This window comes from Burkholderia sp. 4M9327F10 (genome assembly GCF_005503145.1).
GTDB lineage: Bacteria > Pseudomonadota > Gammaproteobacteria > Burkholderiales > Burkholderiaceae > Paraburkholderia.
The window spans coordinates 70,745-95,908 of record NZ_SCNV01000010.1 but is presented as its reverse complement, the minus strand read 5'-3'; the positions used below and the strand labels follow the sequence as shown (position 1 = coordinate 95,908).

The 25,164-nt window shown below is 63.1% G+C and carries 23 protein-coding genes; 7 read left to right on the top strand and 16 right to left on the bottom strand.

Annotation, left to right across the window (positions count from 1 at the left end; genetic code table 11):
- Nucleotide 1: 1 nt before the first annotated feature.
- On the bottom strand, nt 2–2,875 hold the full coding sequence (gene uvrA, locus FFS45_RS12650) for an excinuclease ABC subunit UvrA (protein ID WP_137954987.1): 2,874 nt from the start codon (nt 2,873–2,875) through the stop codon (nt 2–4).
- Between the two features lie 311 nt (nt 2,876–3,186).
- On the opposite strand from uvrA, the gene FFS45_RS12645 reads away from it, so the two are divergent.
- The 3 genes from FFS45_RS12645 to FFS45_RS12635 all read left to right on the top strand — a co-directional run bounded on the left by FFS45_RS12645 (nt 3,187) and on the right by FFS45_RS12635 (nt 5,434).
- Complete coding sequence (locus FFS45_RS12645) at nt 3,187–4,377, top strand: MFS transporter (protein ID WP_137954986.1); 1,191 nt, start codon at nt 3,187–3,189, stop codon at nt 4,375–4,377.
- A gap of 113 nt (nt 4,378–4,490) precedes the next feature.
- Nucleotides 4,491–5,018 (top strand): single-stranded DNA-binding protein, encoded by a 528-nt coding sequence (locus FFS45_RS12640; RefSeq protein WP_137954985.1) that lies wholly within the window; start codon nt 4,491–4,493, stop codon nt 5,016–5,018.
- A gap of 185 nt (nt 5,019–5,203) precedes the next feature.
- Nucleotides 5,204–5,434: a hypothetical protein gene (locus FFS45_RS12635; RefSeq protein ID WP_137954984.1), complete on the top strand. Its 231-nt coding sequence runs from the start codon at nt 5,204–5,206 to the stop codon at nt 5,432–5,434.
- A 212-nt stretch (nt 5,435–5,646) separates the two neighbouring features.
- Here FFS45_RS12635 and FFS45_RS12630 read toward each other — a convergent pair whose 3' ends face one another.
- On the bottom strand, nt 5,647–6,495 hold the full coding sequence (locus FFS45_RS12630; protein WP_137954983.1) for a LysR substrate-binding domain-containing protein: 849 nt from the start codon (nt 6,493–6,495) through the stop codon (nt 5,647–5,649).
- Between the two features lie 103 nt (nt 6,496–6,598).
- Here FFS45_RS12630 and FFS45_RS12625 point away from each other — a divergent pair, with 103 nt between their 5' ends.
- Nucleotides 6,599–7,246, top strand: coding sequence for a LysE family translocator (locus FFS45_RS12625; RefSeq protein WP_137954982.1), 648 nt, complete (start codon nt 6,599–6,601; stop codon nt 7,244–7,246).
- Between the two features lie 59 nt (nt 7,247–7,305).
- Here the strand turns inward: FFS45_RS12625 and FFS45_RS12620 are convergent, their stop codons facing one another.
- From FFS45_RS12620 to FFS45_RS12595, 6 genes are all read right to left on the bottom strand, one after another.
- Nucleotides 7,306–8,403: an oligopeptide/dipeptide ABC transporter ATP-binding protein gene (locus FFS45_RS12620; RefSeq protein WP_137954981.1), complete on the bottom strand. Its 1,098-nt coding sequence runs from the start codon at nt 8,401–8,403 to the stop codon at nt 7,306–7,308.
- 41 nt (nt 8,404–8,444) lie between these two features.
- Entirely contained in the window at nt 8,445–9,452 is a 1,008-nt protein-coding gene (locus FFS45_RS12615) for an ABC transporter ATP-binding protein (RefSeq protein WP_137954980.1), read from the bottom strand.
- A gap of 1 nt (nt 9,453) precedes the next feature.
- On the bottom strand, nt 9,454–10,356 hold the full coding sequence (locus FFS45_RS12610) for an ABC transporter permease subunit (RefSeq protein WP_137954979.1): 903 nt from the start codon (nt 10,354–10,356) through the stop codon (nt 9,454–9,456).
- A 50-nt stretch (nt 10,357–10,406) separates the two neighbouring features.
- On the bottom strand, nt 10,407–11,345 hold the full coding sequence (locus FFS45_RS12605) for an ABC transporter permease subunit (RefSeq protein ID WP_137954978.1): 939 nt from the start codon (nt 11,343–11,345) through the stop codon (nt 10,407–10,409).
- Nucleotides 11,346–11,389: 44 nt separating this feature from the next.
- Nucleotides 11,390–13,006 carry a peptide ABC transporter substrate-binding protein gene (locus FFS45_RS12600; RefSeq protein ID WP_137954977.1) on the bottom strand — a complete coding sequence of 539 codons (1,617 nt, stop codon included), beginning with the start codon at nt 13,004–13,006 and terminating at the stop codon, nt 11,390–11,392.
- An 811-nt stretch (nt 13,007–13,817) separates the two neighbouring features.
- Entirely contained in the window at nt 13,818–14,276 is a 459-nt protein-coding gene (locus FFS45_RS12595) for an Lrp/AsnC family transcriptional regulator (protein ID WP_137954976.1), read from the bottom strand.
- A gap of 286 nt (nt 14,277–14,562) precedes the next feature.
- Here FFS45_RS12595 and FFS45_RS12590 point away from each other — a divergent pair, with 286 nt between their 5' ends.
- Nucleotides 14,563–15,636 carry a Glu/Leu/Phe/Val dehydrogenase dimerization domain-containing protein gene (locus FFS45_RS12590; protein WP_137954975.1) on the top strand — a complete coding sequence of 358 codons (1,074 nt, stop codon included), beginning with the start codon at nt 14,563–14,565 and terminating at the stop codon, nt 15,634–15,636.
- 44 nt (nt 15,637–15,680) lie between these two features.
- Here the strand turns inward: FFS45_RS12590 and FFS45_RS12585 are convergent, their stop codons facing one another.
- The gene (locus FFS45_RS12585; protein WP_137954974.1) at nt 15,681–16,484 is read right to left on the bottom strand and encodes a DUF4239 domain-containing protein; all 804 of its coding nucleotides are present in this window, start codon (nt 16,482–16,484) and stop codon (nt 15,681–15,683) included.
- A gap of 385 nt (nt 16,485–16,869) precedes the next feature.
- Here FFS45_RS12585 and FFS45_RS12580 point away from each other — a divergent pair, with 385 nt between their 5' ends.
- Nucleotides 16,870–18,507, top strand: a complete 1,638-nt coding sequence (locus FFS45_RS12580; protein ID WP_137954973.1) for a methyl-accepting chemotaxis protein — start codon at nt 16,870–16,872, stop codon at nt 18,505–18,507.
- A gap of 41 nt (nt 18,508–18,548) precedes the next feature.
- Here the strand turns inward: FFS45_RS12580 and FFS45_RS12575 are convergent, their stop codons facing one another.
- The 6 genes from FFS45_RS12575 to FFS45_RS12555 all read right to left on the bottom strand — a co-directional run bounded on the left by FFS45_RS12575 (nt 18,549) and on the right by FFS45_RS12555 (nt 23,887).
- On the bottom strand, nt 18,549–19,361 hold the full coding sequence (locus FFS45_RS12575) for a c-type cytochrome (RefSeq protein ID WP_137954972.1): 813 nt from the start codon (nt 19,359–19,361) through the stop codon (nt 18,549–18,551).
- Nucleotides 19,358–20,983: a b(o/a)3-type cytochrome-c oxidase subunit 1 gene (locus FFS45_RS12570; RefSeq protein WP_137954971.1), complete on the bottom strand. Its 1,626-nt coding sequence runs from the start codon at nt 20,981–20,983 to the stop codon at nt 19,358–19,360. The genes FFS45_RS12575 and FFS45_RS12570 overlap by 4 nt, the downstream gene beginning before the upstream one ends.
- The gene (locus tag FFS45_RS12565; RefSeq protein ID WP_137954970.1) at nt 20,970–21,542 is read right to left on the bottom strand and encodes a cytochrome C oxidase subunit II; all 573 of its coding nucleotides are present in this window, start codon (nt 21,540–21,542) and stop codon (nt 20,970–20,972) included. The genes FFS45_RS12570 and FFS45_RS12565 overlap by 14 nt, the downstream gene beginning before the upstream one ends.
- A 2-nt stretch (nt 21,543–21,544) precedes the next feature.
- Nucleotides 21,545–21,721 (bottom strand): hypothetical protein, encoded by a 177-nt coding sequence (locus tag FFS45_RS41720; protein WP_171029647.1) that lies wholly within the window; start codon nt 21,719–21,721, stop codon nt 21,545–21,547.
- Nucleotides 21,722–21,791: 70 nt separating this feature from the next.
- Nucleotides 21,792–23,174 carry a cytochrome c gene (locus tag FFS45_RS12560; RefSeq protein ID WP_171029646.1) on the bottom strand — a complete coding sequence of 461 codons (1,383 nt, stop codon included), beginning with the start codon at nt 23,172–23,174 and terminating at the stop codon, nt 21,792–21,794.
- On the bottom strand, nt 23,171–23,887 hold the full coding sequence (locus tag FFS45_RS12555; protein ID WP_137954969.1) for a c-type cytochrome: 717 nt from the start codon (nt 23,885–23,887) through the stop codon (nt 23,171–23,173). Before FFS45_RS12555 ends, FFS45_RS12560 begins: the two co-directional genes overlap by 4 nt.
- Before the next feature lie 62 nt (nt 23,888–23,949).
- Between FFS45_RS12555 and FFS45_RS12550 the strand changes: the two genes are divergently transcribed.
- Nucleotides 23,950–24,204 (top strand): hypothetical protein, encoded by a 255-nt coding sequence (locus FFS45_RS12550; RefSeq protein WP_137954968.1) that lies wholly within the window; start codon nt 23,950–23,952, stop codon nt 24,202–24,204.
- On the opposite strand, the gene FFS45_RS12545 is transcribed toward FFS45_RS12550, so the two are convergent.
- Nucleotides 24,197–25,093 (bottom strand): LysR family transcriptional regulator, encoded by an 897-nt coding sequence (locus tag FFS45_RS12545; RefSeq protein WP_137954967.1) that lies wholly within the window; start codon nt 25,091–25,093, stop codon nt 24,197–24,199. The genes FFS45_RS12550 and FFS45_RS12545 overlap by 8 nt on opposite strands.
- Nucleotides 25,094–25,164 lie beyond the last annotated feature (71 nt).

The following is a 25,164-nucleotide window of genomic DNA, read 5'->3' as shown; positions in this document are numbered from 1 at the left end:
ATTACTTTTTGGCGGCGTCGCGCTTGAGCAGCGGCGCCAGATATCGACCGGTAAAACTTGCCTTCGACTTCGACACCTGCTCCGGCGTGCCTTGGGCGATGATCTGGCCGCCGCCGGCGCCGCCTTCGGGGCCGAGGTCGATCAGCCAGTCGGCAGTTTTGATTACATCCAGATTATGCTCGATGATCACCACCGTGTTGCCCTGATCGCGTAAACGATGAATCACTTCGAGCAACAGGGCGATATCGTGGAAGTGCAGACCGGTGGTCGGTTCGTCGAGAATGTATAGCGTGCGACCCGTGTCGCGCTTGCTCAGTTCCAGCGAAAGTTTGACACGCTGGGCTTCGCCGCCCGACAGCGTAGTGGCCGACTGGCCCAGGCGAATATAGCCAAGACCCACGTCCAGCAAGGTTTTCAGCTTGCGCGCCACGACCGGCACCGGCTTGAAGAACTCGTAGGCGCTCTCGACGGTGAGTTCCAGCACTTCGCTGATGTTTTTGCCCTTGTACTGCACGTCGAGCGTTTCGCGGTTGTAGCGCTTGCCGTGACAAACATCGCACGGCACGTACACGTCGGGCAGAAAGTGCATTTCCACCTTCAGCACGCCGTCGCCCTGGCAGGACTCGCAGCGGCCGCCCTTGACGTTGAACGAGAAGCGGCCCGGATCGTAGCCGCGTTCCTTTGAAGCCGGCACGCCCGCGAACAGCTCGCGGATCGGCGTGAAAAGACCCGTATAGGTGGCCGGATTCGAGCGCGGCGTGCGGCCGATCGGCGACTGGTCGACGTTGATGACCTTGTCGAAGTGCTCGAGCCCTTCGATCGCCTCGTACGGCGCCGGCTCGGCCGACGAGCCGTACAGGTGATGCGCAACCGCGTGGTACAGCGTGTCGTTGATCAGCGTGGACTTGCCCGAGCCGGAAACGCCGGTGATGCAGGTGAGCAGGCCCACCGGCAGATCGAGCGTGACGCGCTGCAGGTTGTTGCCGTACGCCTCGACGATGCGCAGGCGCCGTTCGTCCGGCTCCTTGCGCTCGTCCGGATACTGGATGGTGCGCGCGCCGGACAGGTACTGGCCGGTGATCGAGCCCGCATCGGCCTCCACTTCCTGAGGCGTGCCTTCCGCGATGATCATGCCGCCGTGCTCGCCGGCGCCCGGCCCCATGTCGACCACGTAGTCGGCCATGCGGATCATGTCCTCGTCGTGCTCGACGACGATCACCGAGTTGCCCAGATCGCGCAGGTGCTTCAGCGTGGAGATCAGACGGTCGTTATCGCGCTGGTGCAGGCCGATCGACGGCTCATCCAGCACGTACATGACGCCCGTAAGCCCCGAGCCGATCTGCGACGCCAGCCGGATGCGCTGCGCTTCGCCGCCCGAAAGCGTTTCGGCACTGCGCTCGAGCGACAGATAGTCGAGCCCGACGTTATTCAGGAACATCAGCCGCGCGACTATTTCCTTGATCACCTTGTCGGCGATCTCGCGCTTCGAGCCTTCCAGGCGCAAGGTCTGGAAATAGCCGAGCGCATCGCGCAACGGCCAGCCGCTGATTTCGTAGATGCCGCGCGCATCGCCGTCCGCGCCGATGCGCACGAAACGCGCTTCACGGCGCAGGCGCGTGCCTTCGCAGGCGGGGCAGGCCTGGTTGTTCTGGTACTTGGCGAGCTCTTCGCGCACCGCGACCGAATCGGTCTCGCGGTAACGGCGCTCCAGATTGGGGATGATCCCTTCAAACACATGCTCGCGCACCGATGCCCGGCCGCGCTCGTTGATGTACGAGAACGGAATGGTTTGCTTGCCCGAGCCGTACAGCAGGATCTTCCTGACCTTTTCCGGCAGGTCCTCGAAGGCCTCGTCGATATCGAACTCGTAGAACGCCGCGAGGCTTTGCAGCATCTGGAAGTAGAACTGGTTGCGCCGGTCCCAGCCCTTCACGGCGCCTGCCGCCAGCGACAGCGAGGGATGCGCCACCACCCGCTTCGGATCGAAGAACGTGATCTGGCCCAGGCCGTCGCACTCCGGGCACGCGCCCATCGGGTTGTTGAACGAGAACAGGCGCGGCTCGAGTTCCTGCAGCGAGTACGAGCAGATCGGGCAGGCGAACTTGGAGCTGAACAGATGCTCCTTGTCGGTGTCCATTTCCAGCGCAATGGCGCGGCCGTCGGCGAGGCGCAGCGCGGTTTCGAACGATTCGGCCAGGCGCTGCTTCATGTCGGCGCGCACTTTCAGGCGGTCGACCACGACGTCGATCGTATGCTTGTCGTTCTTCTTCAGCTTGGGCAGCGAATCCACTTCGTAGATCGTTGCGACCTCTTCATTGGCCGTGCCGCCGCCCGAGCGCACGCGAAAGCGGATAAAGCCCTGCGCCTGCATTTCCTCGAACAGCTCGACGTGCTCGCCCTTGCGGTTCGCCACCACGGGCGCCAGGATCATCAGCTTGGTGTCTTCGGGCAGCGCGAGCGCGGCGTCCACCATCTGCGAGACGCTTTGCGCCTCCAGCGGGATCTCGTGGTCCGGGCAATAGGGCGTGCCGACTCGCGCGTACAGCAGGCGCAGGTAGTCGTGGATCTCCGTGACCGTGCCGACCGTGGAACGCGGATTGTGCGAAGTGGCCTTCTGCTCGATCGAAATGGCGGGGGACAAGCCCTCGATCAGGTCGACGTCCGGCTTTTCCATCAGTTGCAGGAATTGCCGGGCGTAGGCGGAGAGACTTTCGACGTAGCGCCGTTGCCCTTCCGCGTAGAGCGTGTCGAAGGCAAGCGACGATTTGCCTGAGCCCGACAGGCCCGTAATCACGATGAGCTTGTGGCGCGGCAGGTCGAGACTGACGTTCTTCAGGTTGTGGGTACGGGCCCCACGGATACGGATTTGTTCCACGCGTTGATCCAATACCTGGCCATTACCTGGCGGAAAGAGGAAGAGGCTAAACCTGCTACTATAACGACTTTTCAAGACTGCTGTTACGGCTACCTGACAGCGTCCTACAGGCGCGCGGCAGGCTGTAAGACAGCGGTTCTGAGCGCCGTGGGGAAGGGCCGCAGGTGGGGTCTTTTTTCGTGACTGCAAGACGCCTGCGGGTCTTTGCCGCAGGGTGAAGGTCGCTCACGGCGGGCCACCGGGAGTATGCTGCTCGACGGTGTGTCGCCCGGCCCAACAAGGCCGTCCAGATTATTCAAAACACGTTCCCGATGTCCAATCCGTCCGCCACATCTTCACGCATGAGCGCGCCTGAGTTGCGCGCGACCGTGTCGCTCGCAGCCATCTTTGCGTTGCGCATGCTCGGTCTCTTCATGATCATGCCGGTGTTCTCGATCTACGCGAAAACCATCCCCGGCGGCGACAACGTGCTGCTGGTGGGGATCGCGCTCGGCGCGTACGGCGTGACCCAGTCGCTGCTGTATATCTTCTACGGCTGGATTTCCGACAAGGTGGGCCGCAAGCCCGTGATCGCGACCGGGCTGGCGATTTTTGCGCTCGGCAGCTTCGTCGCGGCGGGCGCACACGACATGACGTGGATTATTGTCGGCCGGGTGATTCAGGGGATGGGGGCGGTGTCGTCCGCCGTGCTCGCCTTTATCGCCGACCTCACCTCCGAGGAACATCGCACCAAGGCGATGGCGATGGTGGGCGGCAGCATTGGCGTGTCGTTCGCGGTGGCGATTGTCGGCGCGCCGATCGTATTCCAGTGGGTCGGCATGAGCGGCCTGTTTACGCTGGTCGGCATTTTCTCGATTCTGGCGATTGGGGTCGTGATCTGGATCGTGCCCAATGCGCCGATGCCGGTGCACGTACGCGCACCGTTTTCGGAGGTGCTGCACAACGTCGAACTGCTGCGCCTGAATTTCGGCGTGCTGGTGCTGCATGCCACGCAAACGGCGCTGTTTCTGGTGGTGCCGCGGATTCTGGAGGCGGGCGGCTTGCCCGTTGCGTCGCACTGGAAGGTTTACCTGCCCGTGATGGGGCTGTCGTTTGTGATGATGGTCCCGGCGATTATCGCTGCGGAAACGCGCGGCAAGATGAAGACGGTGCTGGTCGGTGCGATTGGTCTTATCCTGATCGGACAGTTGCTGCTGGGCGTCGCACCCCATACCATTCTGAGTGTGGCCGGGATTCTGTTTATCTACTTCCTCGGCTTCAATATTCTTGAAGCGTCGCAGCCTTCGCTGGTGTCGAAACTGGCGCCCGGCTCACGCAAGGGCGCGGCGACGGGTGTTTACAACACGACGCAGTCGATCGGCCTCGCGATTGGCGGCGTGCTCGGCGGTGTGCTGCTGAAAGCGGACGGGCAGAGCGCGGTGTTCTTCGCGTGCTCGGGGCTGGTATTTTGCTGGCTTATAATCGCGGCAAATATGAAGCAGCCGCCGCGCAAGAAGGCGTAATCAAGACTCACCGGTGGCCGGTTGAGGCGCAGTTTTTGTCTCGAGCCGGCCGGTTCTGAGATGTGAAACGTGCGTTGCCGCGCCACCTGCAACGGAATCAACAGGAGAAACTCATGGCATCCGTGAACAAGGTTATTCTCGTCGGCAACCTCGGAGCCGATCCGGAAGTCCGTTATCTTCCGAGCGGCGACGCTGTGGCGAACATCCGCCTTGCGACGACGGACCGGTATAAGGACAAGACGTCGGGCGAAATGAAGGAAGCTACCGAGTGGCATCGGGTTTCGTTCTTTGGGCGTCTGGCGGAGATTGTTAACGAGTACCTGAAGAAGGGCTCGTCGGTTTATATCGAAGGGCGCATTCGTACGCGTAAGTGGCAGGCGCAGGATGGTACCGATCGGTACTCCACCGAGATTGTGGCTGAGCAGATGCAGATGCTTGGTGGTCGGGGTGGGGCTTCGATGGGTGGTGATGAAGGCGGGTATAGCCGGGGTGAGCCGTCGGAGCGCAGTGGTGGCGGTGGTGGTGGCCGTGTGGCTTCGTCGGGTGGTGGTTCGCGTGGCGGTAGCGGTGGTGGGGCTAGCCGGCCGAGCGCGCCAGCTGGGGGCGGGTTTGATGAGATGGATGATGATATTCCGTTCTAAGAGGAACATCGTCCACTGATGTAAAGGAGGCCCCGGATCTCTCGGGGTCTTTTATTTTTACCGCGCTGATTCGATGGCCGGAGCATCCGGTGTTGGTAAGGAATCACTCGGCCAAATGCGCATGGCGTTCCTCCATGCAATCCCACAGCGATTGACAACTCGACAAGCAGAAAGAGACCAAGACCATGACGATCCTTAAACAACCCGACGATGCCCAGTATCGAGTCGAATGCACTATTGCCAAGCTCGACGAAATTGAAACCGAGTTGGAGGCTGAAAAAGCCGTAGCACACGTCAAAGGCTATATCTCGGCGCTCCGTTACAGCGAGCAGATCGGAGATGAACACTTCAAGCGGATGGTGGAGGCTCTGGATAGAGCGCTTCGCGACTGGCATCTGAAGCATGACAAGCTCTGAGTTGAGTGACTGAGCACAGGTCGCCCGTGCGTGATAGTTGAGCTAGAAGCCTGAAGGTTTCGGTCGGTCAACCTCTTTGCCGGGCGACGATGGCGCACGTTTTGACACAGCCTCGACCGAACCCAGCCTGGCGGCGACTGGCTTAACTCAGCGACTTTCTGCCTGCCGATGATCGGCCATGCGCAACTCTGAGAGGATTCCCTGCCACCCCCTCAATTCCTCAACTCCGCCAGAATCTGCTCAGCGAGAAAATCACAAGGCGGCCTCCCAGACCGGGCACTACGGGCAAGAATGACTTCAAGATCATCCAACGGCGGCAACCCTTCGTTCTGCGACAACTGAACAAGATGCGCCGGCACGCTGCACTGTGCCAGCGGCGCCACCGCCAGCCCCGCTTCGACCATACTGATAAGCCCCAACAAACTCGGGCTCTCATACGACATCCGGTACTTGATATTTTCACGCTGAAGCGCGCTGATCGCATGGGCACGTGCGGTACTGCCATGCTCAAAAACGGCAATCGGAAGTGGCCGCTCTTTCCAAACTTTTCGCGTAGGCGACCCAGCCCACACGATCGGTTCGAACCGGATAAATTCGCCCACAATACCCTTAGTTTTGGTGAGACAAGCCAGGTCGAGCGTATTGTCCTTAAGCAATGGAGCAAGCCCGCTACTGGGCAAACCGACCACCCGAATCTCCACACGTGGATGAGCAGCCGCGAACTTCCCCAAAACCGTTGGCAGCAACGTTGAAGCATAATCGTCAGGCACACCGATCGTAACGCGCCCCTTTATCTCCGGCCGAACCACCGACGCCCACGCTTCCTCCCGCATCGCAAGCATCTGACGCCCATAGTCCAGCAGCGTTTTACCCTCTGCGGTAATCGCAACGTTACGCGTGCTTCGCACGAAGAGCGGTTTACCCAGCGCTTCTTCAAGCGCCTTGATCTGCATGCTGACCGCCGATGGCGACCGGTGCACCGATTCCGCACCTTGAACAAACGATCCCGCATCGGCGACCGCCACCACCATCTCAAGCACATCCAGATCGAGCTTTTTCATTTTAGTCAGAAAATCTGAGTAATGAGTTCAGTTTAATTCGTTTTACTGGAGTATGCATCGAATCGATACTGCTAACACTGAACACTTGAAGGGAGCCCGAGAAATGCACGGCACCACATCGATTTACGGATTTCTGATGGTCGGTGGAATGCTCGCCGTGACACCGGGCCCGAACATGATCTACGTGATGTCGCGCTCGATTGCGCAAGGACGCACGGCCGGGCTTATTTCGCTCGCGGGCGTCATGTTCGGCTACCTTGTCTATATGTTTGGCGCCGCGTTCGGTATCACGGCACTTTTCATGAGCGTGCCTTATGCAGGCAGCGTGTTAGGCGCAGGGGGCGCTGCGTATCTGTTCTATCTGGCGTGGCAGGCGGTTAAACCCGGCGGCCGCTCCCCGCTGGAGGTGCGCGAACTGCCTCGCGAACAACCTCGCCGGCTTCTCGCAATGGGCGCGACGACTAGCCTGTTGAATCCCAAGCTCGCGATGATTTTTCTGTCCCTCCTGCCGCAATTCATCAACTACCAGGACGGCAGCGTTCTCAGGCAATCGCTTGTGCTCGGTTCGTCGTTGATTATCGCGTTCGCATCGGTTAATGGCCTGGTAGCCGTGTGTTCCGGCAGTATGGCGACGTTTCTCGGCCGTCGCCCTGGGCTCCTGCTGGCTCAACGCTGGGCGATGGGAACGGTACTGGTTGTCCTTGGCGCGCACATGACCATGGACGCATTGAGGCTGGCAGGCGTCGCTTGACGCCACACAGCTTGAGCCCGGTCTGCAGACCACCGGGCACAACCCACTCAACAAACCACTCAAACAACCGTCCGGGCCTCGCGCATCTCCACTCCCACCCGAATACAAGCCACCCTTCGATCCCCCGTTCCACGCGACACCGGCTGCGGCACATCTTCCGCACAAGCCGCAATCGCGTCCGGACAGCGCGTGCGAAACGCACACCCGGAAGGCAGATTAAGCGGCGAGGGCATTTCCCCGGTCAACACCGCATGCTTGCGCGTGCGCTCGCTGGCGGGATCGGGCCGCGGCACCGCCGACAGCAAAGCCCGCGTATAAGGATGCTGCGGCGACCCATACACCTCATGCCGTGTCCCAAGCTCCATCACCCGCCCGAGATACATCACCAGCACGCGCTGACTAATCGCCTTAACCACAGCCAGATCATGCGCAACAAACAGCAGTGAAAGCGACAGCTCCCGCTGCAAATCGCGCAAGAGGTTAACAATCTGCGCCTGAATGGAAACATCGAGCGCGGACACAGGCTCATCGCAAATTACCAGTTGCGGCTCACCGACCAAGGCGCGCGCAATCCCTATCCGCTGGCACTGCCCGCCGGAAAATTCATGCGCATACCGCGACAGATGATGCGCACCGAGCCCCACGCGTTCGAGCATCGTCACCACTCGCGCATGTGCCTCGTCCCGTCCGAGTTCCGGCCGCTGCACCTTCAGCGGCTCAGTCACAATCTGCTCGATCGTCATGCGCGGATCGAGCGACGCAAGCGGGTCCTGAAACACCATCTGCACGTCTTTGCGCAGCCGCTCCATCGCAGCGGCGGGGCGCCGCCCGTCGCTAACCGTTTCGGTATCGCGCCACCGCACGCTACCGTCCGTCACAGGCGTCAGCCCAATAATCGCCCTTGCCAACGTCGACTTGCCGCAGCCCGACTCGCCGACAAGCCCCACGGTCTCACCGCGTCGAATGTCGAACGACACGCCTTCGACCGCGCGCAGCGTTGCCTTGGGCGACCATGGATATCCGCCGCGCGGCACGCGGAAATGCACCTTCAGATCGCGCACCGTCAACACCGGCTCGCCGACCGGCGCCACGTGTGCGCCCCCTGCTGCGCCGCCGGCTACGCCACCAGCTACGCCACCAGGCAGTGAGCTCGTCATCGCATCATCCCTATGCGCCGTCTTGCGCGTTGCCGTATCACTCACCGCACCACCTCCTCAATCTCCTCGACAGGCCGCAGACAGGCGCGCCAGCCGTCTGTCACACCGGCAATCGGCTCCAGTTCAGGCCGCGTGCTGTGGCAGCGCTCGCGCGCCAGCGAGCAGCGCGGCGCAAACGCACAGCCTTCGATCGTTTGGCCCGGCGCTGGCGGATTACCCGCAATCGTGCGCAGCGGCGCATCGATATCATGTGTCCCGTCGCCGTCATCGAGCCGCGGCAACGCTTCGAGCAACCCACGCGTATAAGGATGCGTCGGGTGCTCGAAGAGCGCCTGCGCACTCGCGCGCTCCACGGTCCGTCCTGCGTACATCACCATCACATCGTCAGCGAGCCCGGCCACCACGCCCATATCGTGCGTAATCAGGATGATCGCCGTACCCAGATCGCGGTTCAGCTCGCGCAGCAGTTCGATGATCTGCGCCTGCACGGTCACGTCGAGTGCGGTAGTCGGCTCGTCGGCAATCAGGATTTCAGGTTCGGTGAGTAGCGCCGTGGCGATCGTCACGCGCTGGCGCATGCCGCCCGAGAATTCATGCGGATAGCGATCGATGCGTCGTGCCGCGTCCGGAATCCAGACGCGCTGCAGCGCTTCGATAGCCTGGCGGCGTGCCTCGCGGCGCGACACGCCACGGTGCATCTGCAGCGCCTCGGTCATCTGCCGCTCGACGGTCAGAAACGGATTCAGCGAGGTCATCGGGTCCTGGAACACCATGCCGATGCGATCGCCACGAATCTGGTTCAGTTCGCGCTGGCTGAGCGTCAGCAGGTTGCGCCCCGCGTAGAGCGCTTCGCCGGACGCCTGGCCGTTGCCGGGCAGCAGTCCGAGCAGTGCCATCACCGTCTGGCTTTTACCGGAACCGGACTCACCGACAATCCCCAGCGTCTTGCCTTTTTCGAGCGTGAACGACACGCGTTGCACGGCGTCCACAGGCGAGGCGTCGCGGCGTGTGAAGCGCACCCCCAGGTCTTTTACTTCGAGCAACGCCATCTCACCGCTCCTTGGTATCGAGCGCGTCGCGCAGCCCGTCGCCTACAAAGTTCACGCAATACAGCGTGACGCACAGCATCACCGCCGGGCACAGCAGCAGCCACGGCATCGACTCCAGTTTTTGCGCGCCGTCGTTGATCAGCACGCCCCAGCTTGTCATCGGTTCCTGCACGCCCAGGCCAAGAAACGACAGCACGGATTCGGTCAGCACGATGCCCGGCACGGTGACCGTCGCGTACACCACCACCACGCCGAGCAGGTTCGGCACGATATGCCGCAGGATGATCCCCGACGTGCCCACGCCGGTGGCGCGCGCCGCGTCGATGAACTCGCGCGTGCGCAGCGACAGCGTCTGGCCGCGCACCACGCGCGCCATGTCGAGCCACGAGAACGCGCTAATGGTCAGCACCACCAGGTAGAAGGCGCGGCCGAGCAGCGTCATCATCAGAATGGCGATCAGCATGTAGGGAATCGCATACATCATGTCGACGATACGCATCATCACCGCGTCGGTGCGTCCGCCGATATAGCCGGCCGTGGCGCCCCAGGCCACCCCGATCAGGCCGGAAACGAGCGTGCCGAGCAAGCCAACCTCGAGCGACACGCGCCCGCCGGCGAGCGTGCGCACCAGCAGGTCGCGGCCCAGCTCGTCGGTGCCGAACCAGTGCTGGCCTTGCAGCGTGGGAGCCATGCTGATCGCGCCCCAGTCGTTGGCGGCGGGGTCGTTGGAGAGAAGCAGCGGCCCCACAAAACAGGCAATGATGATGAGCCCGAGAATCACGAGGCTCGCGAGCGCGGCGCGGTTGCGCAGAAACTGCCTGAAGGCGAGCTCGAGCGGGCTGCGCGAGCGCCGCGGGGCGGTGGCGTCAACCGCGGGCGCAGCGGTGGAAGGGGTGGTGTTCATGGCGTCTCTAGCGAAATTCGATGATCAGGGCGGGTTCCGTAAGCACAGGTTCAGTAACGGATGCGCGGGTCGAGCCACGCATACGCCAGATCGACCAGCAGGTTGAACACCACGGCCGCAACGGTGGTGAGCACCACGAGCCCGAGCACCAGCGTGTAGTCGCGGTTGATGGCGCCGTCCACCACCAGTTGTCCGAGGCCTGGCAGCGCGAACACCGATTCGGTCACCACAGCGGCGGTAATCGATGTAATACAGATCGAGCCGAGCAGCGACACCACCGGCATCAACGCGGGCTTGAGCGCGTGCCGCAGGACGATCACGTGACCGGGCAAGCCCTTGGCGCGCGCCGTGCGGATGAAGTTGCCCGACAGCACTTCGATCATGCTGCCGCGCATCACCCGTGCAATCGACGAGACGTTGATGATCACCAGCAGCGCCATCGGCAGCACGCGGTAGTGCCAGCCGCCGTCGCCCCAGCCGCCCGCGGGCAGCCAGCCGTGGCCGTCCGCGCGTTTTAGCAGAATCGCAAACACCCACACCAGCACCGGCCCGAGCACGAACGGCGGAATCACATTGCCGACGTTGCCGAGCAGCATCACGATGCGGTCGGTCAGGCCGTCGCGGCGCACGGCGGCGGTCGTGCCGAGCAGTACGCCGATCACCAGCGCGATCGGCACCGAGAGGCCGCCCACACCGAGACTGACCGGCAGCGCCTTGCTCACCAGATCGTTGACCGACCAGTCCACATAACGGACCGACGGCCCGAGATCGCCGTGAAGCAGCGCGTTCAGATACAGCAGGTACTGCTTCCAGAGCGGCTGGTCGAGGTGATATTTCGCGTTGAGGTTAGCGAGGGTGGCCGCGGACAGATGCTTCTCGGTGTCGAACGGACCGCCGGGCGTCGCATGCAACATCAGATAGCACACCGTAATCACGGCAAGCACGGTTGGAATGACCCAGAGGGTGCGGCGCAGCGCATAGGCGAGCATGGCGGATTCCGTTACTTCAACATTCAGTGGCCGGTGAGCGGGGCTTAGTGCGCCAGCAGGTACATGTCCTGCGAGGCACGCTGGTCGACATAGTTGGTCGGCAAATAGCCGCCCACGTACGGCTTCACGAGCCGGTCTGCCGAGTACTGGAACAGCGGGACCAGCGGCGTTTCGCTCATGGCCAGATTGTGCGCCTGTGTGAGCATGGCGGTGCGTTTCTGGTCGTCGAGCTGCACGTTGGCCTGATCCACCAGCGCGTCGACCTTCGGGTCGCAGAACTGCTGATCGTTCTGCAGGCTGCCGCAGCGGAGCTGATCGAAGTACGACATGGCGTCGTTATAGTCGACGAACCAGCCATCGCGGGAGGCTTGCACCTTGCCGGCGTGGCGTTCGCTCAGCAGCACCTTGTATTCGACGTTCTCCAGCTTTGCATTCACGCCCAGCTTGGTGCGCCATTCCGAGGTGGAGAAAAGCGCCACCTTCTTGTGCAGATCGTTCGTGTTGTAGGTGAGGGTGAAGGTGAGCGGCTTCGCATCCGAATAGCCGGCTGCCTTGAGCAGGCCGCGCGCATAGTCGACGCGCTTGGCCATCGGCCAGCTTGCCCAGTCGGGGCTGTAGACGGCGGCGCCTTTGGTGCCTTTGGAGATCAGGCCGTACATCGGCAATTCGCCTGCCTGGGTCAGCTTCGAGGTGAGCAGGTCGCGGTCGATCACCATGGAGAGCGCGAGCCGCACACGCGGGTCATGGAACGCAGGGTCGCTGTTGTTCAGGCTATAGAAGTAGGTGGCAAGCTGCACGCCCGTCTGGAGCTCCTTGCCGAACTGCTTGCTGACCTGGGCGTAGATGCCTGAGGGAATCGAGTACGTATAGTCGATCTGGCCTGCCTGATACATGCGCATTGCGGTCTCGTCGCTTTCCACCGGGACATAGGTCACCTTGGTGATGACCACTTGCGGTGCATTCCAGTATTTGGCGTTCTTGACCATCACGATGCGGTTGTTCGGCTCCCAGTCGGTCAGCGTGTAGGGGCCGTTGCTCACCATATTGCCCGGACGCGTCCAGCTATCGCCGAACTTGGCCACCACCGCCTTGTTCACCGGCGCCATGGTCGGCATGGCGGTCAGTTCGGAGAAGAAGGCGGCGGGTACTTCGGTCTTTACCTCAAGCGTGTACGGATCGACCGCGCGCGCGCCCAGCGACGTGAGCGGCGCCTTGCCCGCGAGGATGGCCTTCGCGTTCTTCACGAACTCCACCAGGATCGTGTATTTCGAGCCGGTTTTCGGATCGAGCACGCGCTGCCATGAGTAAACGAAATCGGCGGCCGTGACCGGGTCGCCATTGCTCCACTTCGCGTCGTGACGCAGCTTGAACACCCAGGTATCGGGCGCGGTGCGCGTCCACGATTCCGCGACACCCGGCACGACTGCACCGGAGGCGCCGATGCGGGTGAGCCCCTCGAACAGGTCGAGGCCGATGGTGTTGCCGGTCCACGATTCGATATGCGCGGGGTCGAGCGATTCGACTTCCGTCGGCACCTGTCGGGTCAATTCCTGCTTGGCGGCGAGCGTGGTGCCGGGTGGCACGGTGACGGCCGACGCTGTGCCGGCAAAGGTGAACGTGATCGCTGAGAGCACCGCGGTAAGGGATTGCGACAGTTTCATGGCCTGTTTCGGAATTAGAGGTTCAAGAGAAAACCGCGCCCCGCGGAAAAAGCGGAAAGGGGCGGAAAGAAAAGCATGACGACGCAGCGCGCTGAAGCACGACGAAGCTCACCCGAGATCAGGCGGCAACGCGTCGCGGCCCGCGAGCGGGCGTGGACGTCGGGTGAGGAATGGGGTGTCTGAAGACAGATGGCGCCGCGCAAAGTCCTGTGCGGAGCGATGGGGTGATGCAGCGTGCATCGACGGTTTGCTGAGGTCGGCCTGGCGCGCAGCCGGCGCGCTCGAGGATGCCTGAAGGTCTTGCCCTGCCGGCATGCGCGTACCGCCGTGTCGTCGCCCGGCGGCCGATACCACTTGCATACGTTTCACTTACGATTCTTCCTTTCGTTGAAGCCACAACCATGGACGACCTGCCCATCGGCGCACGAGCCGTGCGCCAGCGGTCATGCACGTTGTCCGGCAAGCGTTTTGCCGTTGACGCGCAACATTCGTTATCGAAAGTCCCATCAGCACGCAACGCCGATTGTGTCGGCGCTACGCTGGTTTGAGGCGACGGCACCCTAAGCAGAAGGTATGCCAATAGCGCGGCTCGGTCCGCGCCAATCAGTCAGCTGTCTCCTTGATGCCGAGGCAACTGACTGATTGGATTACAAAAAGTCGGCCGTTTAGGTATCCGTAGCTACCTGCACGTTCGACGGGGTATCGCGCTTATAACACGCCGAAAGAAAGCGCGATTTTGGAAACGCCAAAACTAGAGCAGAGAATCTAGCGCATGTTGGTGCATTGCGCGCACCAGTACGGGAAAACCCTCTCAAGGCTCGACCGAAACCGAGCGCTTCAGGCAGCGCAGCGCAAAGATCGAGCGGCTGTTCTGAAAGCCCGGTAGCCGGTAGAGCTTGCGTCGCAGGAACGACTCGTAGCCTTCGGTACCGGCCACCGCTACCTTGATCAGATAGTCATATTCGCCGGAGACGAGGAAGGCTTCGACCACTTCCGGCAGATCCGCGAGCGCTTCGCCGAAACGCTCCAGCGTGCGCTCGTCGTGCTTGTCGAGCGTCACTTCAATGATGACGGTGTCGGGAAGCCCAAGCGCCTTCTGGTTGAGCAGTGCCGCATAACCTTCGATCACGCCCGCTTCTTCCAGCGCGCGCACCCGGTTCCAGCATGGCGTGGCCGAGAGGCCTACGCGCTCGGCGAGTTTGGCGTTGGGCAGGCGGCCATCGCTGCGCAGTTCGCGCAGGATTCGCTGGTCGATCGCGTCGAGCTTCATGTCGTCCTCCAGGTGTCTCCCAGGCGCGGCAGGCGGGGAGACGATTCGTCTTTATAAAAGGCCATGCATAGTCAAATCTTCTGCTGTGGCCTGCATCATGCCAGATAAACAGAAGAAACCCCCGGATTTGGCCGCATACACTCTTGCCGTCGAGGTGCGCTCAGCCGCCGGGCTGATGCCTCGCCCGATTTCCGCATGCTGCCGCGATCCGGTTCGCATGCGGCCAGGCGCGAAGCCATTGCTTCGCGCGGACGACGAACTCTCCGCCCACAAGGAAGGAATACTGATGGACCGACTGACGACCACTGCCGCCAGCACGCTCTTTGGGCTGCACGGCGAACCCGCACACGAACGCATCGTCCTCGCCACCGACGCCGCCTCCGGCCTGCAAGCCATCGTCGCCGTCTACAGCACGGCGCGCGGTCCGGCATTCGGCGGCTGCCGCTTCTGGCAATACGCATCGGACCATGAGGCGTACAACGACGCGCTGCGCCTGTCGCAAGGCATGGCGTTCAAGAACGCGCTCGCCGACCTGCCGTTCGGCGGCGGCAAGGCCGTGATCCTGCGCCGTCCGGACGTGCTCGACCGCACGGCGCTGTTCAAGGCGTTCGGCCGGCTGGTGCAATCGCTGGAAGGCATCTACATCACGGCTGAGGACGTCGGCACGACCGCCGACGACATGCGTGCCGTACAAAGCGAGACCGGCTATGTGAGCGGCATTCCGCGCGCCAACGACGTCTACGGTGGCAACCCGTCGCCGCGTACCGCTTATGGCGTGTTCGTCGGCCTGCTGGCAGCGGTGGAAGCGGCGCTTGGGCGCAAGTCGCTCGACGGCGTTTCGGTGGCGGTGCAGGGCCTCGGCTCGGTGGGTTGGGACTTGTGCGAGCGTCTGCATCAGGCGGGCGCGCAACTGATCGTCTCGGACATCGACGCGGCCAAAACGGCGCGTGCGCAGCAGCTTTTCAATGCGCGCGTGGTCGGCACGGCGGAGATCACCTCTGTCGAAGCGGACGTTTTCGCACCGTGCGCGCTGGGCGGCTCGATCACGGAGACGGTCGCGGCGCAGTGCCGTTTCAAGGTGGTGGCGGGCGGCGCGAACAACCAGTTGATTTCGCTGGCCGAAGGCGACGTGCTGCATCGGCGCGGCATTTTCTACGCGCCGGATTTTCTCGTGAATGCAGGCGGCATTATTAGTTGCGTGCGGGAGTATCAGGGTTCGGGCGAAGAGCAGGCGGTGCTCGCCGAAGTTGCGCAAATCGGTCCGCGCGTCTTCGAACTGGCCGAGCGTGTGCGTGCAACCGGCATTGCGCCGGCGCGCGCCGCGGTGGCATGGGCTCGCGAAAAGATGGTGGCGGCCTGAGCCGGCGCCGCTAGTCAGGGCTAGTCAGCGCCAGTTAGCACCGGTTAGCGGTTCAAATGCTCGAGCGCGTCGCGCATCGGCTGGCTCGATATGACGATCGGGCCGGTAAACGGCGTATCCAGATCGACGATCACGTACACGGCCGAGGCAATCGACAACGCCCCAAGCGTGATCGTCACGAGGGCCAGCGCGTTGCGCGGCGCGATCAGGCCGAAGCTCAGGAAGATCACGAACAGCCAGAACGTCAGCGTCATGAAGAACGGCTGTGAAATCGTGCTGTGGGCTTCTTCGATCAGTTTCCAGCGCGCCTGAACGACCCGCTCGAACTGATCGATGCTTTGGTCGAGCAGCCGCTGGTGATAGGCATCATTTGCTGAGAGTTGCCGCAGACGCGCGCCGGCGAGATTGAGCATGTCGCCGAGCCGGGTGTCCTCCAGCTTTTCCGAGTTGTTCTCGGCCGGAATGTCTTTTGGGTAGTAGTCACCGGCGGGACGCGGCTCGGACGGCCAGGTGCTGGCGATGGCCGCTGCGGTGTAGGCGCGCAGCAGTTGCCGCACTTCGCTGGCGTCGCCGCCGTATTGCCGCAAGGTCGCGTTGAGCTGGATCAGGTCGGCCGAGTAGGTCCGAAAGTCATTGCCGACCGTATCGAAGCTGGTTTTGGCTGACGCCGTCATCAGTCCCAGCACGAGTGCTGCGAAGGTGACGAGCATGCCAATCACCAACTGGATCAGTTGCACCGTTTCATGGGCCTTGTGCTCTTCCGGCAAGAGCGGCCGCACCAGCACACCCGTTCCCGTGCCGATCAGAAGCAGCACGAACACCAGCATGGCCGACCCGATCTCGTACATGGCGCGCGGCTCCACGGAACGTCGCCTCGCTACTTTCCTTCAACTCGCCGGTGAGAACAACCTCGGCTAGTCCCGCTGCGCCGGCCGGCGCTTGTCTCGATTTCTTGATCCGGCGCATAAGCCATCGCGAGGCGGCGGGTAACAATACCGGCGCATCGGCCAGCAAGGCTGCTCATATCCAGCAGCGCGCATCGCTGGAGAACCGGTAAGGCAATTTGTCTGACCAGAGCCATAAAGTTTTTGGCCAGATAGCCGTAGACCATTCCATGTGGCGTTCGCTTAATTTGTAAGCAAGTTGCGAACCTGGCCAGTGGGCTTGGGCGCAGCACCCCAGTCCGGCGCTCTTTCCTGACCGTCGGCGGGTAAGCCCATTGGAGACGAGCTCATGTTGAAAAAGTTGTCGATCCGCGCCTGCCTGACCGTGATGATTGCCTTCTTCGGCGTTGTACTGCTGATCGGCGCGGCGGCGGGGCTACTGTCGTTACGCGCCAGCAACGACTCGCTGCAGCAGATGTACACGGTGGATACCCCCGCGGTGGCCGACCTCGAAGGCAGCGCCGGCCAGTTGCTGCGCCTGCGCCTCGCGCTGGCTACTTATGCATCGCTTGTCGACCTGAACGACCAGGACGGCGCGACGGCGGTTCTGCAGCGCTTCGATCAGTATCTGAAGGTCTCAAACGACCGCCTTGCCCACTATATAAGCCGCGCCGGCTCGGACGACGAAGAGCAGCGCCTCATCAAGGACATGCAGGACAAGCGCGATACGTTCCTGCACGAAGGCGTCGAGCCGGCCATGGCCGCGCTCAAGTCCGGCGACAAGCCGACCTTCCAGCAATTGCAGGCGCACAAGCTGCCTTCGCTCTACAACAACTACGAAAAAGCGATGCTCACGCTCGAGCAGTTGCAACTGAACCATGGCGCGCAACGCTATCAGGACGCGCAGGATCGTTTCTTTGCGGTCAGTGTCGCGGTCGGTGTGGGGATGGTGCTGGCGCTGGTGCTGTCCTGGCTCGCGCGGATGGTGCTGGTGCATGCGATCGTCGACCCGGTGGATGCGACGATCGGCCAGTTTGAGCGCATCGCCGAAGGTGACCTGACGGGCCGCATCGAAGTTGTCAGCGACAACGAGATGGGCAAGCTTGCGGCCGCGCTGCGCAAGATGCAGGACTCGTTGATCTCGACCGTGAACACGGTTCGTCAAGGCACCGAATCGATCGACACCGGCGTCAGCGAAATCGCCGCCGGCAACACCGATCTGTCGCAGCGCACCGAGGAGCAGGCCGCTTCGCTTGAAGAAACCGCGGCGAGCATCGAACAGCTCACGTCCACCGTCAAGCAGACCGCCGAGAACGCCAAGCAGGCGAGTTCGCTGGCGCAAGGCGCGTCGAGCCTCGCCGCACAGGGCGGCGAGCTGACCCAGCAGGTGGTGGGCACGATGAATCACATGGTCGACGATTCGCGCCGGATTGCCGATATCGTCGGCGTGATCGAGGGCATCGCGTTCCAGACCAACATCCTCGCACTCAATGCCGCGGTCGAAGCGGCCCGAGCGGGCGAGCAGGGCCGCGGCTTCGCGGTGGTGGCGAGCGAAGTGCGCTCGCTCGCGCAGCGCAGCGCGGGCGCGGCCAAAGAGATCAAGACGATGATCGACGATTCGAATGCGCGGGTGCAGACCGGCGCACAACTGGTCGAGCGCTCGGGCACGACGATGACCGAAATCGTCGACTCGATTGCCCGGGTGAGCGCGATCATGAGCGAGATCGCTGCCGCGGCGACGGAGCAGAGCACCGGCATCGATCAGGTCAATCTCGCGGTCGCGCAGATGGATGAAGTGACCCAGCAGAACGCTGCACTTGTGGAACAGGCTGCTGCGGCGGCCGGTTCGCTGGAAGATCAGGCGCGCCGTTTGACGGCGGCGGTGGCGGTGTTCCGTACCGGCTCGGGTGGGGCGGCTGCCGTACGCTCATCTGCCGCGGGCCATGCGCGCAAGAGCGGCAGCCGCGCGGAGCCGGTTGCTGCATAGATCAGGCTCGCGCGGCGCGCCGGACGCGAAGCGCCTGGCTGCTAAGGTTGTGCCGCATAGTACTTCGCGAGGCCGTCAATTTCTTGCGGCGTCAGATGCCGTGCAACATTGCGCATCTGTTCGTTGATGTCGTTATGCCGCTCGCCGCTCGCAAAGTGCTGCATCTGCGCGGCCAGATAGACGGACGATTGCCCGCCGAGCCAGGGCGCGGCGCCCTTGCGGTCCAGTTGCCCGTGGCATGCGGCGCACGGCGCGATGTTGCGGATCGGGTCTCCCTGCATGGCCAGTCTGACAGCGTCGACATCCTGCGCGGCGCCTGTTGCGCCGCCGGGTTCGGCCGGCGCGGCCCGCTGCAGCGACGCGTAATACGCGGCCAGATCGTGCAGATCCTGATCGCTGCGGCTCTGGATGATCGGCTGCATGATCGCGTTGGCGCGCTGCCCGCTCTGGTAATCGCGCAACTCCTTGTAGATCACGTCGGCATACTGACCGGCGAGCGCGGGCGCGGTGACCTGAACGGTGCCGAGCACGCCGTGGCACATCGAGCAGTTCTGCGTCGCAATGGTTGCGCCGCGTCCGATCGAAGCCGCATCGGCGCTCGCATGGCCTGGCGGCAACACCACCACCTCGCTCGGCGGCGCCCCATTCAGGTTGGCTCCGCCACCGTACCAGCTCGACGGTGTGCCGGCCGCGCTGCAGATGGTCGCCCACAAGCCATGGCCGCTGAAATCGCCGTTGGCCGACGGCAGCCAGATGAAACCGATCAGCGCCGATATCACCGCCACCGAGAGGATGCCGCCCACGCTCGTCACGAACCATGGGTTGCGCAGGCTGAAGACGCGTTCTTCATTCATCGCTGGGCTCCGACGACGACCGCCGGCACGGAGGTCTGCTGCAGCCGCAGTAGCTGGAAGACAGGCACGCTGTAATTGACGACCGTCAAGGCGATCATCAGCCCGACCCACAGGCCGAAGCTGTTCAGCGCGGCGGGCACGCGATCGACGGGATGCGTCGCGAGGCTAAAGCGGAATTCCTTCGGCTGCACGAGCGGTCCGAGTTGCGACTTCGCGAGAATGTAGATGAACAGCACGCCGGAGATCACCAGCACGAAGCCGCCGATGGCCGACATCGCCACCCAGATGGCCTGCTGTTCGAGGCCGGGTGCGGTGTAGTCGTAGTAGGCCATGCGCCGCGGCGCACCGAGCAGGCCCACGTAATGCCACGGCAGCGTCACGACCATCATGCCGATGAACCACAACCAGAGCTGGGCGCGCACGAGACCCAGCGAATACAGCGCGCGCCCGGTAAGTTGCGGCCACAGCTCATACGCAATCGCGAAGTACATGATGACGATTGCGCCGCCGAAGATCAGATGGAAATGGCCCGTCACCCACTGTGTGTTGTGGATGGTCGAATTCAGCTGGTAGCTCATGTTGATGAGCCCGCCCGCGCCGCCGAGCCCCAGCATGACGAACGAAAACGCCAGCACCAGCATCATCGGATTGCGCCACGGCAGGGCGGCCAGCCAGCCGAACGCACCCTGGCCGCCGCGCAGGCGTCCGGCAATTTCAACCGAGGCGCAGATCGTGAACACGGTCAGCAGTGTCGGCACCGACACCATTCCCGTGAACACCGCATGCAGGAATTTGAAACCCGCGCCAACCTGCGGATCGACGAACAGATGGTGAATGCCGATCGGCATGGCGAAGATCAGGAACAGGATGAACGAGACGCGCGCCATCGAATCGCTGTAGAGGCGCCCGCCGATCGCGCCCGGCACAATCGTGTAGTAAGCGATATACGCCGGGATCAGCCAGAAGTAGACGATGGCATGCAGTGTCCACGAGAACAGCACGCGGGCGAGGCCGGCGTCGATGGTGCTCTTCCAGCCGAGCGCCACCGGCAGGATCTGCAGCAGGATTTCGAGCGCCGCGCCGATGGCTGTCCATGCCCATAGATACGCGCCCGCGACGTTGGCGAACATCGCGAGCGGCACCGGTTTGCCGGGATTGGCGCGCTTCCAGATGCGCAGGTTCACGTTCATCAGCGCGACCCAGATCCACGAGCCGACCACCACCAGCACCACGCCGATGTAATAGAGCGGGCTGCCGATCATCGGCGGATAGAAGGTGAAGAGCACCGACGCCCGGCCCATCGACACAGGCACCATCGCGACCACGGCGCCCACCGCAAGGATGAAGAACGCGGCCCACGCCCATTTGAGTCCCACCAGGGGCTGACGCAGCGCGAGTTCGACAATCGCGTAGCCGAAGCCCATCGCCACGAGGGTCGGCAGCACATAGGCCATCACCGTGCCGTGCGCGGTCACCGAGCGGTAATAAAGCTCGGGGTCGCCGACCCACGGCAGCAGCGGACTTCTCACCAGCATCTGCCACGAGCCGAGAAAGAGCGCCAGCAGAAACGCGATGAAGGCGAGCCAGAAGTGCGCGAGAACGAGTCGCTTAGCGAGAAACACAGCTGAGCCTCCTTGATTGTCGTGCCTGCTCGAAGAACGCGGCCTTGTCGATCACCTTCACGTGCGCCCACATGGTTTGATGGCCGAAGCCGCAGAATTCGTGGCACGGCATCAGGTGATCGCCGGGGTGATCGAAACTGGTAGTGAGTGTGGAGATGTAACCCGGCACCACCATCGTGTTGATGTTGGTATCCGTGACCAGCAAGCCGTGCACGACGTCCGCGCTGGTGGTGCGGAAGGTGACCGGCGTACCGGCGGGCACCAGCAGGCATTGCGGCGTGAACGAATACTGCTGCGCGATGAAGCGCACCACCACCGAGCCGTCGTCTCCGACCGCGGAGCCCAGGTTGTCTTCGACGAATTCGCCGGACAATTGCAGACGGGTCGGATCGACGGTCTCGACGCGCGAGGGCGGCATCATCGCCCAGTGCAGGCCGGAGAACACGACCACGACGAGCATCAGCAGGATCAGGCTGGCGGCGAAGATCGCCCAGCGCCGCTCGGCACGCAGCGCGACCGCATGGCCGTCACCAGGATGGTCGGGGGAGGGAGTGGCCATGATCAGTGCACGACGCCGCGCGGCAGGAAGACAAGGAAGTAGAAGCCGAACCAGATCGCCATCACGATCAGCGTGGCGACGCCGGCCACGGCAATCGCGCCGTGCGGTCCGGCTGCGACCACGCGTTCGACTTCTTCGTCGGAGGGCGGTGCGGCGCCCGGGTTGTCGTTGGCATCCATCTGAGGGATCTCCGGAACAACGTTTGTGCAGACCAGTTCAAGCGTGCCTGCGGCGGGTCCGCCGCGCGGCTCAGTGCAGCGGCGCCTTGCGCAGTTCGTTGACCTCGCGCTCCGTCACAGGGGCGCCGTGATTGCCCCAGGCGGTGCGGATATAGGTCACGACGGCGGCCGCGTCGGTATCGCTCAACTCCTGGCCGAACGGCGGCATGCCATACGGTTCAGGATTGCGTTGCGTGCCTGGCGGGAAACCGCCGTTCAGCACGATACGGATCGGATTTACGGCAGAATTCATTTCGATCGACTGGTTGCTCGCCAGCGGCGGGTAATGCTGCACGTGTCCTTCGCCGTTCTGGCCGTGGCAAAGCGCGCACTTGTCCAGATAGATCCGGTTGCCGAGTTCGAAGACCTTGGTGTTGGTGCGCGCGGACGGTCCCGATTTGCGGCCGCGATCGTTGTCGGGCAGCGTCTTCAGATAGGCGGCCATCGCCTTGATGTCGTCGTCGCTCATGTACTGCAGGCTGTGATAGGTCACTTCGGCCATCGGCCCGTAGACCGCGCCGCGATCCGAGATGCCGGCTTGCAGCAGATCGACGATGTCTTTCACGCTCCAGTCGCCGAGGCCGCCGTCCTTGTCGGATGTGAGCGAGGGCGCGTACCAGTTCTGCACCGGAATCAGGCCGCCCGCAAACTGGTCGCGCTGCGACGAGCCGCCTAGCAGGTTGATCTTCGTGTGGCACAGCGTGCAATGGCCGAGCCCTTCCACCAGATACGCGCCGCGATTCCATTCCACCGAGCGGGTCGGGTCAGGCTTGTACTCGCCTTCGCGGAAGTACAGCGTGCGCCAGCCAAGCAGAAGCTTGCGCTGGTTGAAGGGGAATTTCAGCGTATGGGGGCGGCTGGCTTCACGCACCGGCGGCACCGACTGCAGATAGGCGAAGATCGCGTCGGAGTCTTCGCGCGTCACCTTGGTGTATTGCGCAATCGGCATGGCCGGGTAGAGCAGCTTGCCGTCCGGGGTGATGCCGGTGCGCATCATGTGAAAGAACGCGTCCGGACTCCAGGCGCCGATACCGTACTGCGCGTCCGGGCTGATGTTCGGCGAGTAGAGCGTGCCGAACGGGGTTTCCATTGCGAGGCCGCCGCCGAACATCTTGCCGCGCGGGGCGGTGTGACAGGCAATGCAATCGCCGGCGCGCGCGAGGTATTCGCCGCGCTTGACGATATCGGGGCGGGTGTCCGAGGCGGAGGCGCCGGTCGCTGCTGCTGCGGGCGCTGCGTTGGCGGACGCGGCATCGGAGGCGGCGAACGCCACGCCCATCAACCGTGTATCGGGCGCAGCCAGCGCGGCAATGACGGCAAGCAGCGCCAGTGCGCGAAGTCTCGTGCAACTCGCCGTGGCATTGCCGAAAACTCGCGCGAAGCCAGACAGGATGGTTGAGGAGATCGGCTTCATTGCGGCTGACTCCCGCAGGCCAACGGCAGCGGACCGGCGCTGGATGCCGCCGGCCGCGGATCGTCCGGTCTCGGCTGGCGCGCGAGCCAGCTCGACACCGCGGTAATGTCCTTGTCGGTTAGCTTGACGGCGATCGCATGCATGCAATCCGGCGCCACTGCATGGCGCGTGCCGGAACGCCACGTCCCCATCTGTCCGGCAATATAGCTGGCGTGCAGGCCGAGCAGCCCCGGAATGCCGGGTTGCGCGCCGGTCAGCCGCGCGCCGTGGCAGGCCGCGCAGGCCGGCAGCTTGCGCGCCGGGTCGCCGTGCGTGACGAGCCGTTCGCCGTAAGCGAGTACCGCCGGCGGGACATTGCCGGTGTCGGAATTCGGATAAGGCGGCTGCTGGTCGGCAAAGTACTGGCTGATCTTGTGCAGATAGTCGTCCGGCAGGAAGGCGATCAGATAACCCATTGGCGGATAGGTACGGCCGCCGTCGCGAAACGCGATCAACTGGTTGAACAGGTAATCGGCGGGTTTGCCGGCGATGCGCGGGAAGTAATCGTTGTCGCGCCCCTGGCCTTGCGCGCCGTGGCACGAGGTGCAGGCGCGCACACGCTCGTCCATTGCCAAGGGCATGGGCGCCGCCGCGTCGGTGGCGGCGAGCGTCGCGCAGGCCCAAGCGGCGCAAATCACCAGCAGAAGTGAGGATCCAATAGTTCTGCGTTGCACGCCAAGCCTCGTCAGGGAGAACGCGTTGATACGCATACTTCGCATGCAGCGCATACCGATGCATGACAACCCTTCAAACTGCTTTAGACCGCGACAGCGAAACAGAAAATCAGAACGGACCAGTCAAATTTGGTGCGCAGTGCAAAATAATCAGATTGAGTATTTACTTTATTGCACAGCTGTCTACGCGCAATGCCTGTGGCGTGAAGGCTTGCGATTTTTACGCTGGGTTTTCTCGCGCTGCTTTGCCAGAGCGCACGGCGAGATTGCATCAATTTTTCGCCAGCGTCAACCGGCGTCAACCCAACGTTAACTGAAGAGCCGCACCAACGCGGCGCGCGCATTGGTGACGCGTTCGCTCTCGCCGGAGCGTCCCGACAACAGATGAAACTCCACCGTGGGCAGTGCCGGCAAACCCACACCCGCTCCACACGCAACCACCCCGGGACCGATCGACGATTCATTCAGGCAGCCGATGCCAAGCCCTGCCTTCAGCGCAAGCTGCAAACCGGCGACGCCCGACGCGGAGTGCGCAATCAGATACGGCACCTTGCGTTCGTCGAGCAGCTTCACGACGAAGCGCTGCAACTGACAACTGGACGGTAGCAGCACCAGCGGAAACGGCTGGCCCACGCCCACGCCCGGGCCCGCGTCGGTCGCGACGGCCCACACCAGCTTCTCCCGGCGCACGACGATGCCTTTGTCGCGCCCGCCGACAGCCGCGCCACGCCGGGGCTGCGGCGTCATGAGGCGCAACGACAGGCCGATGTCGAAGGCCGCGTCGCCACCGGCGCTCCCGTCGATCACTGCGCTAGGCAGCACTGTGACGTGCAGCTTCAAGCGCGGATATTGCTCCGAGAACGTTTTCAGAATGCGGGCGATATCGTGAGGGCGGTAGTAATCGGTGATCGCGATGCGCAACTCGCCGTCCAGCGAATGGCCTTGCAGGTCGTCGAAGGCCGCTTCGCTCATGGCGAGGATGCGGCGCGCGTGCTCGATCAGCCGGGCGCCGGCATGCGTGGCGGCGACGCCCTGCTTGCTGCGCACGAACAACGGCTGGCCGACGCGCTCCTCCAGCTTCTTCAACTGTTCGCTCACCGACGACTGAGAAAGGAACACGCGCTCGGAGCCACCCGAGACGCTGCCTGCGTCGGCGACGGCGACGAAGGTACGCAATTGGCCCAAATCGAATCCACGCCAGCTCATGATTCGGAATCTCCGATGGAAGTGATCTAATTTTCCGGCTTTTCCGATGCTTCGTCCAGCCTTAGGATTGC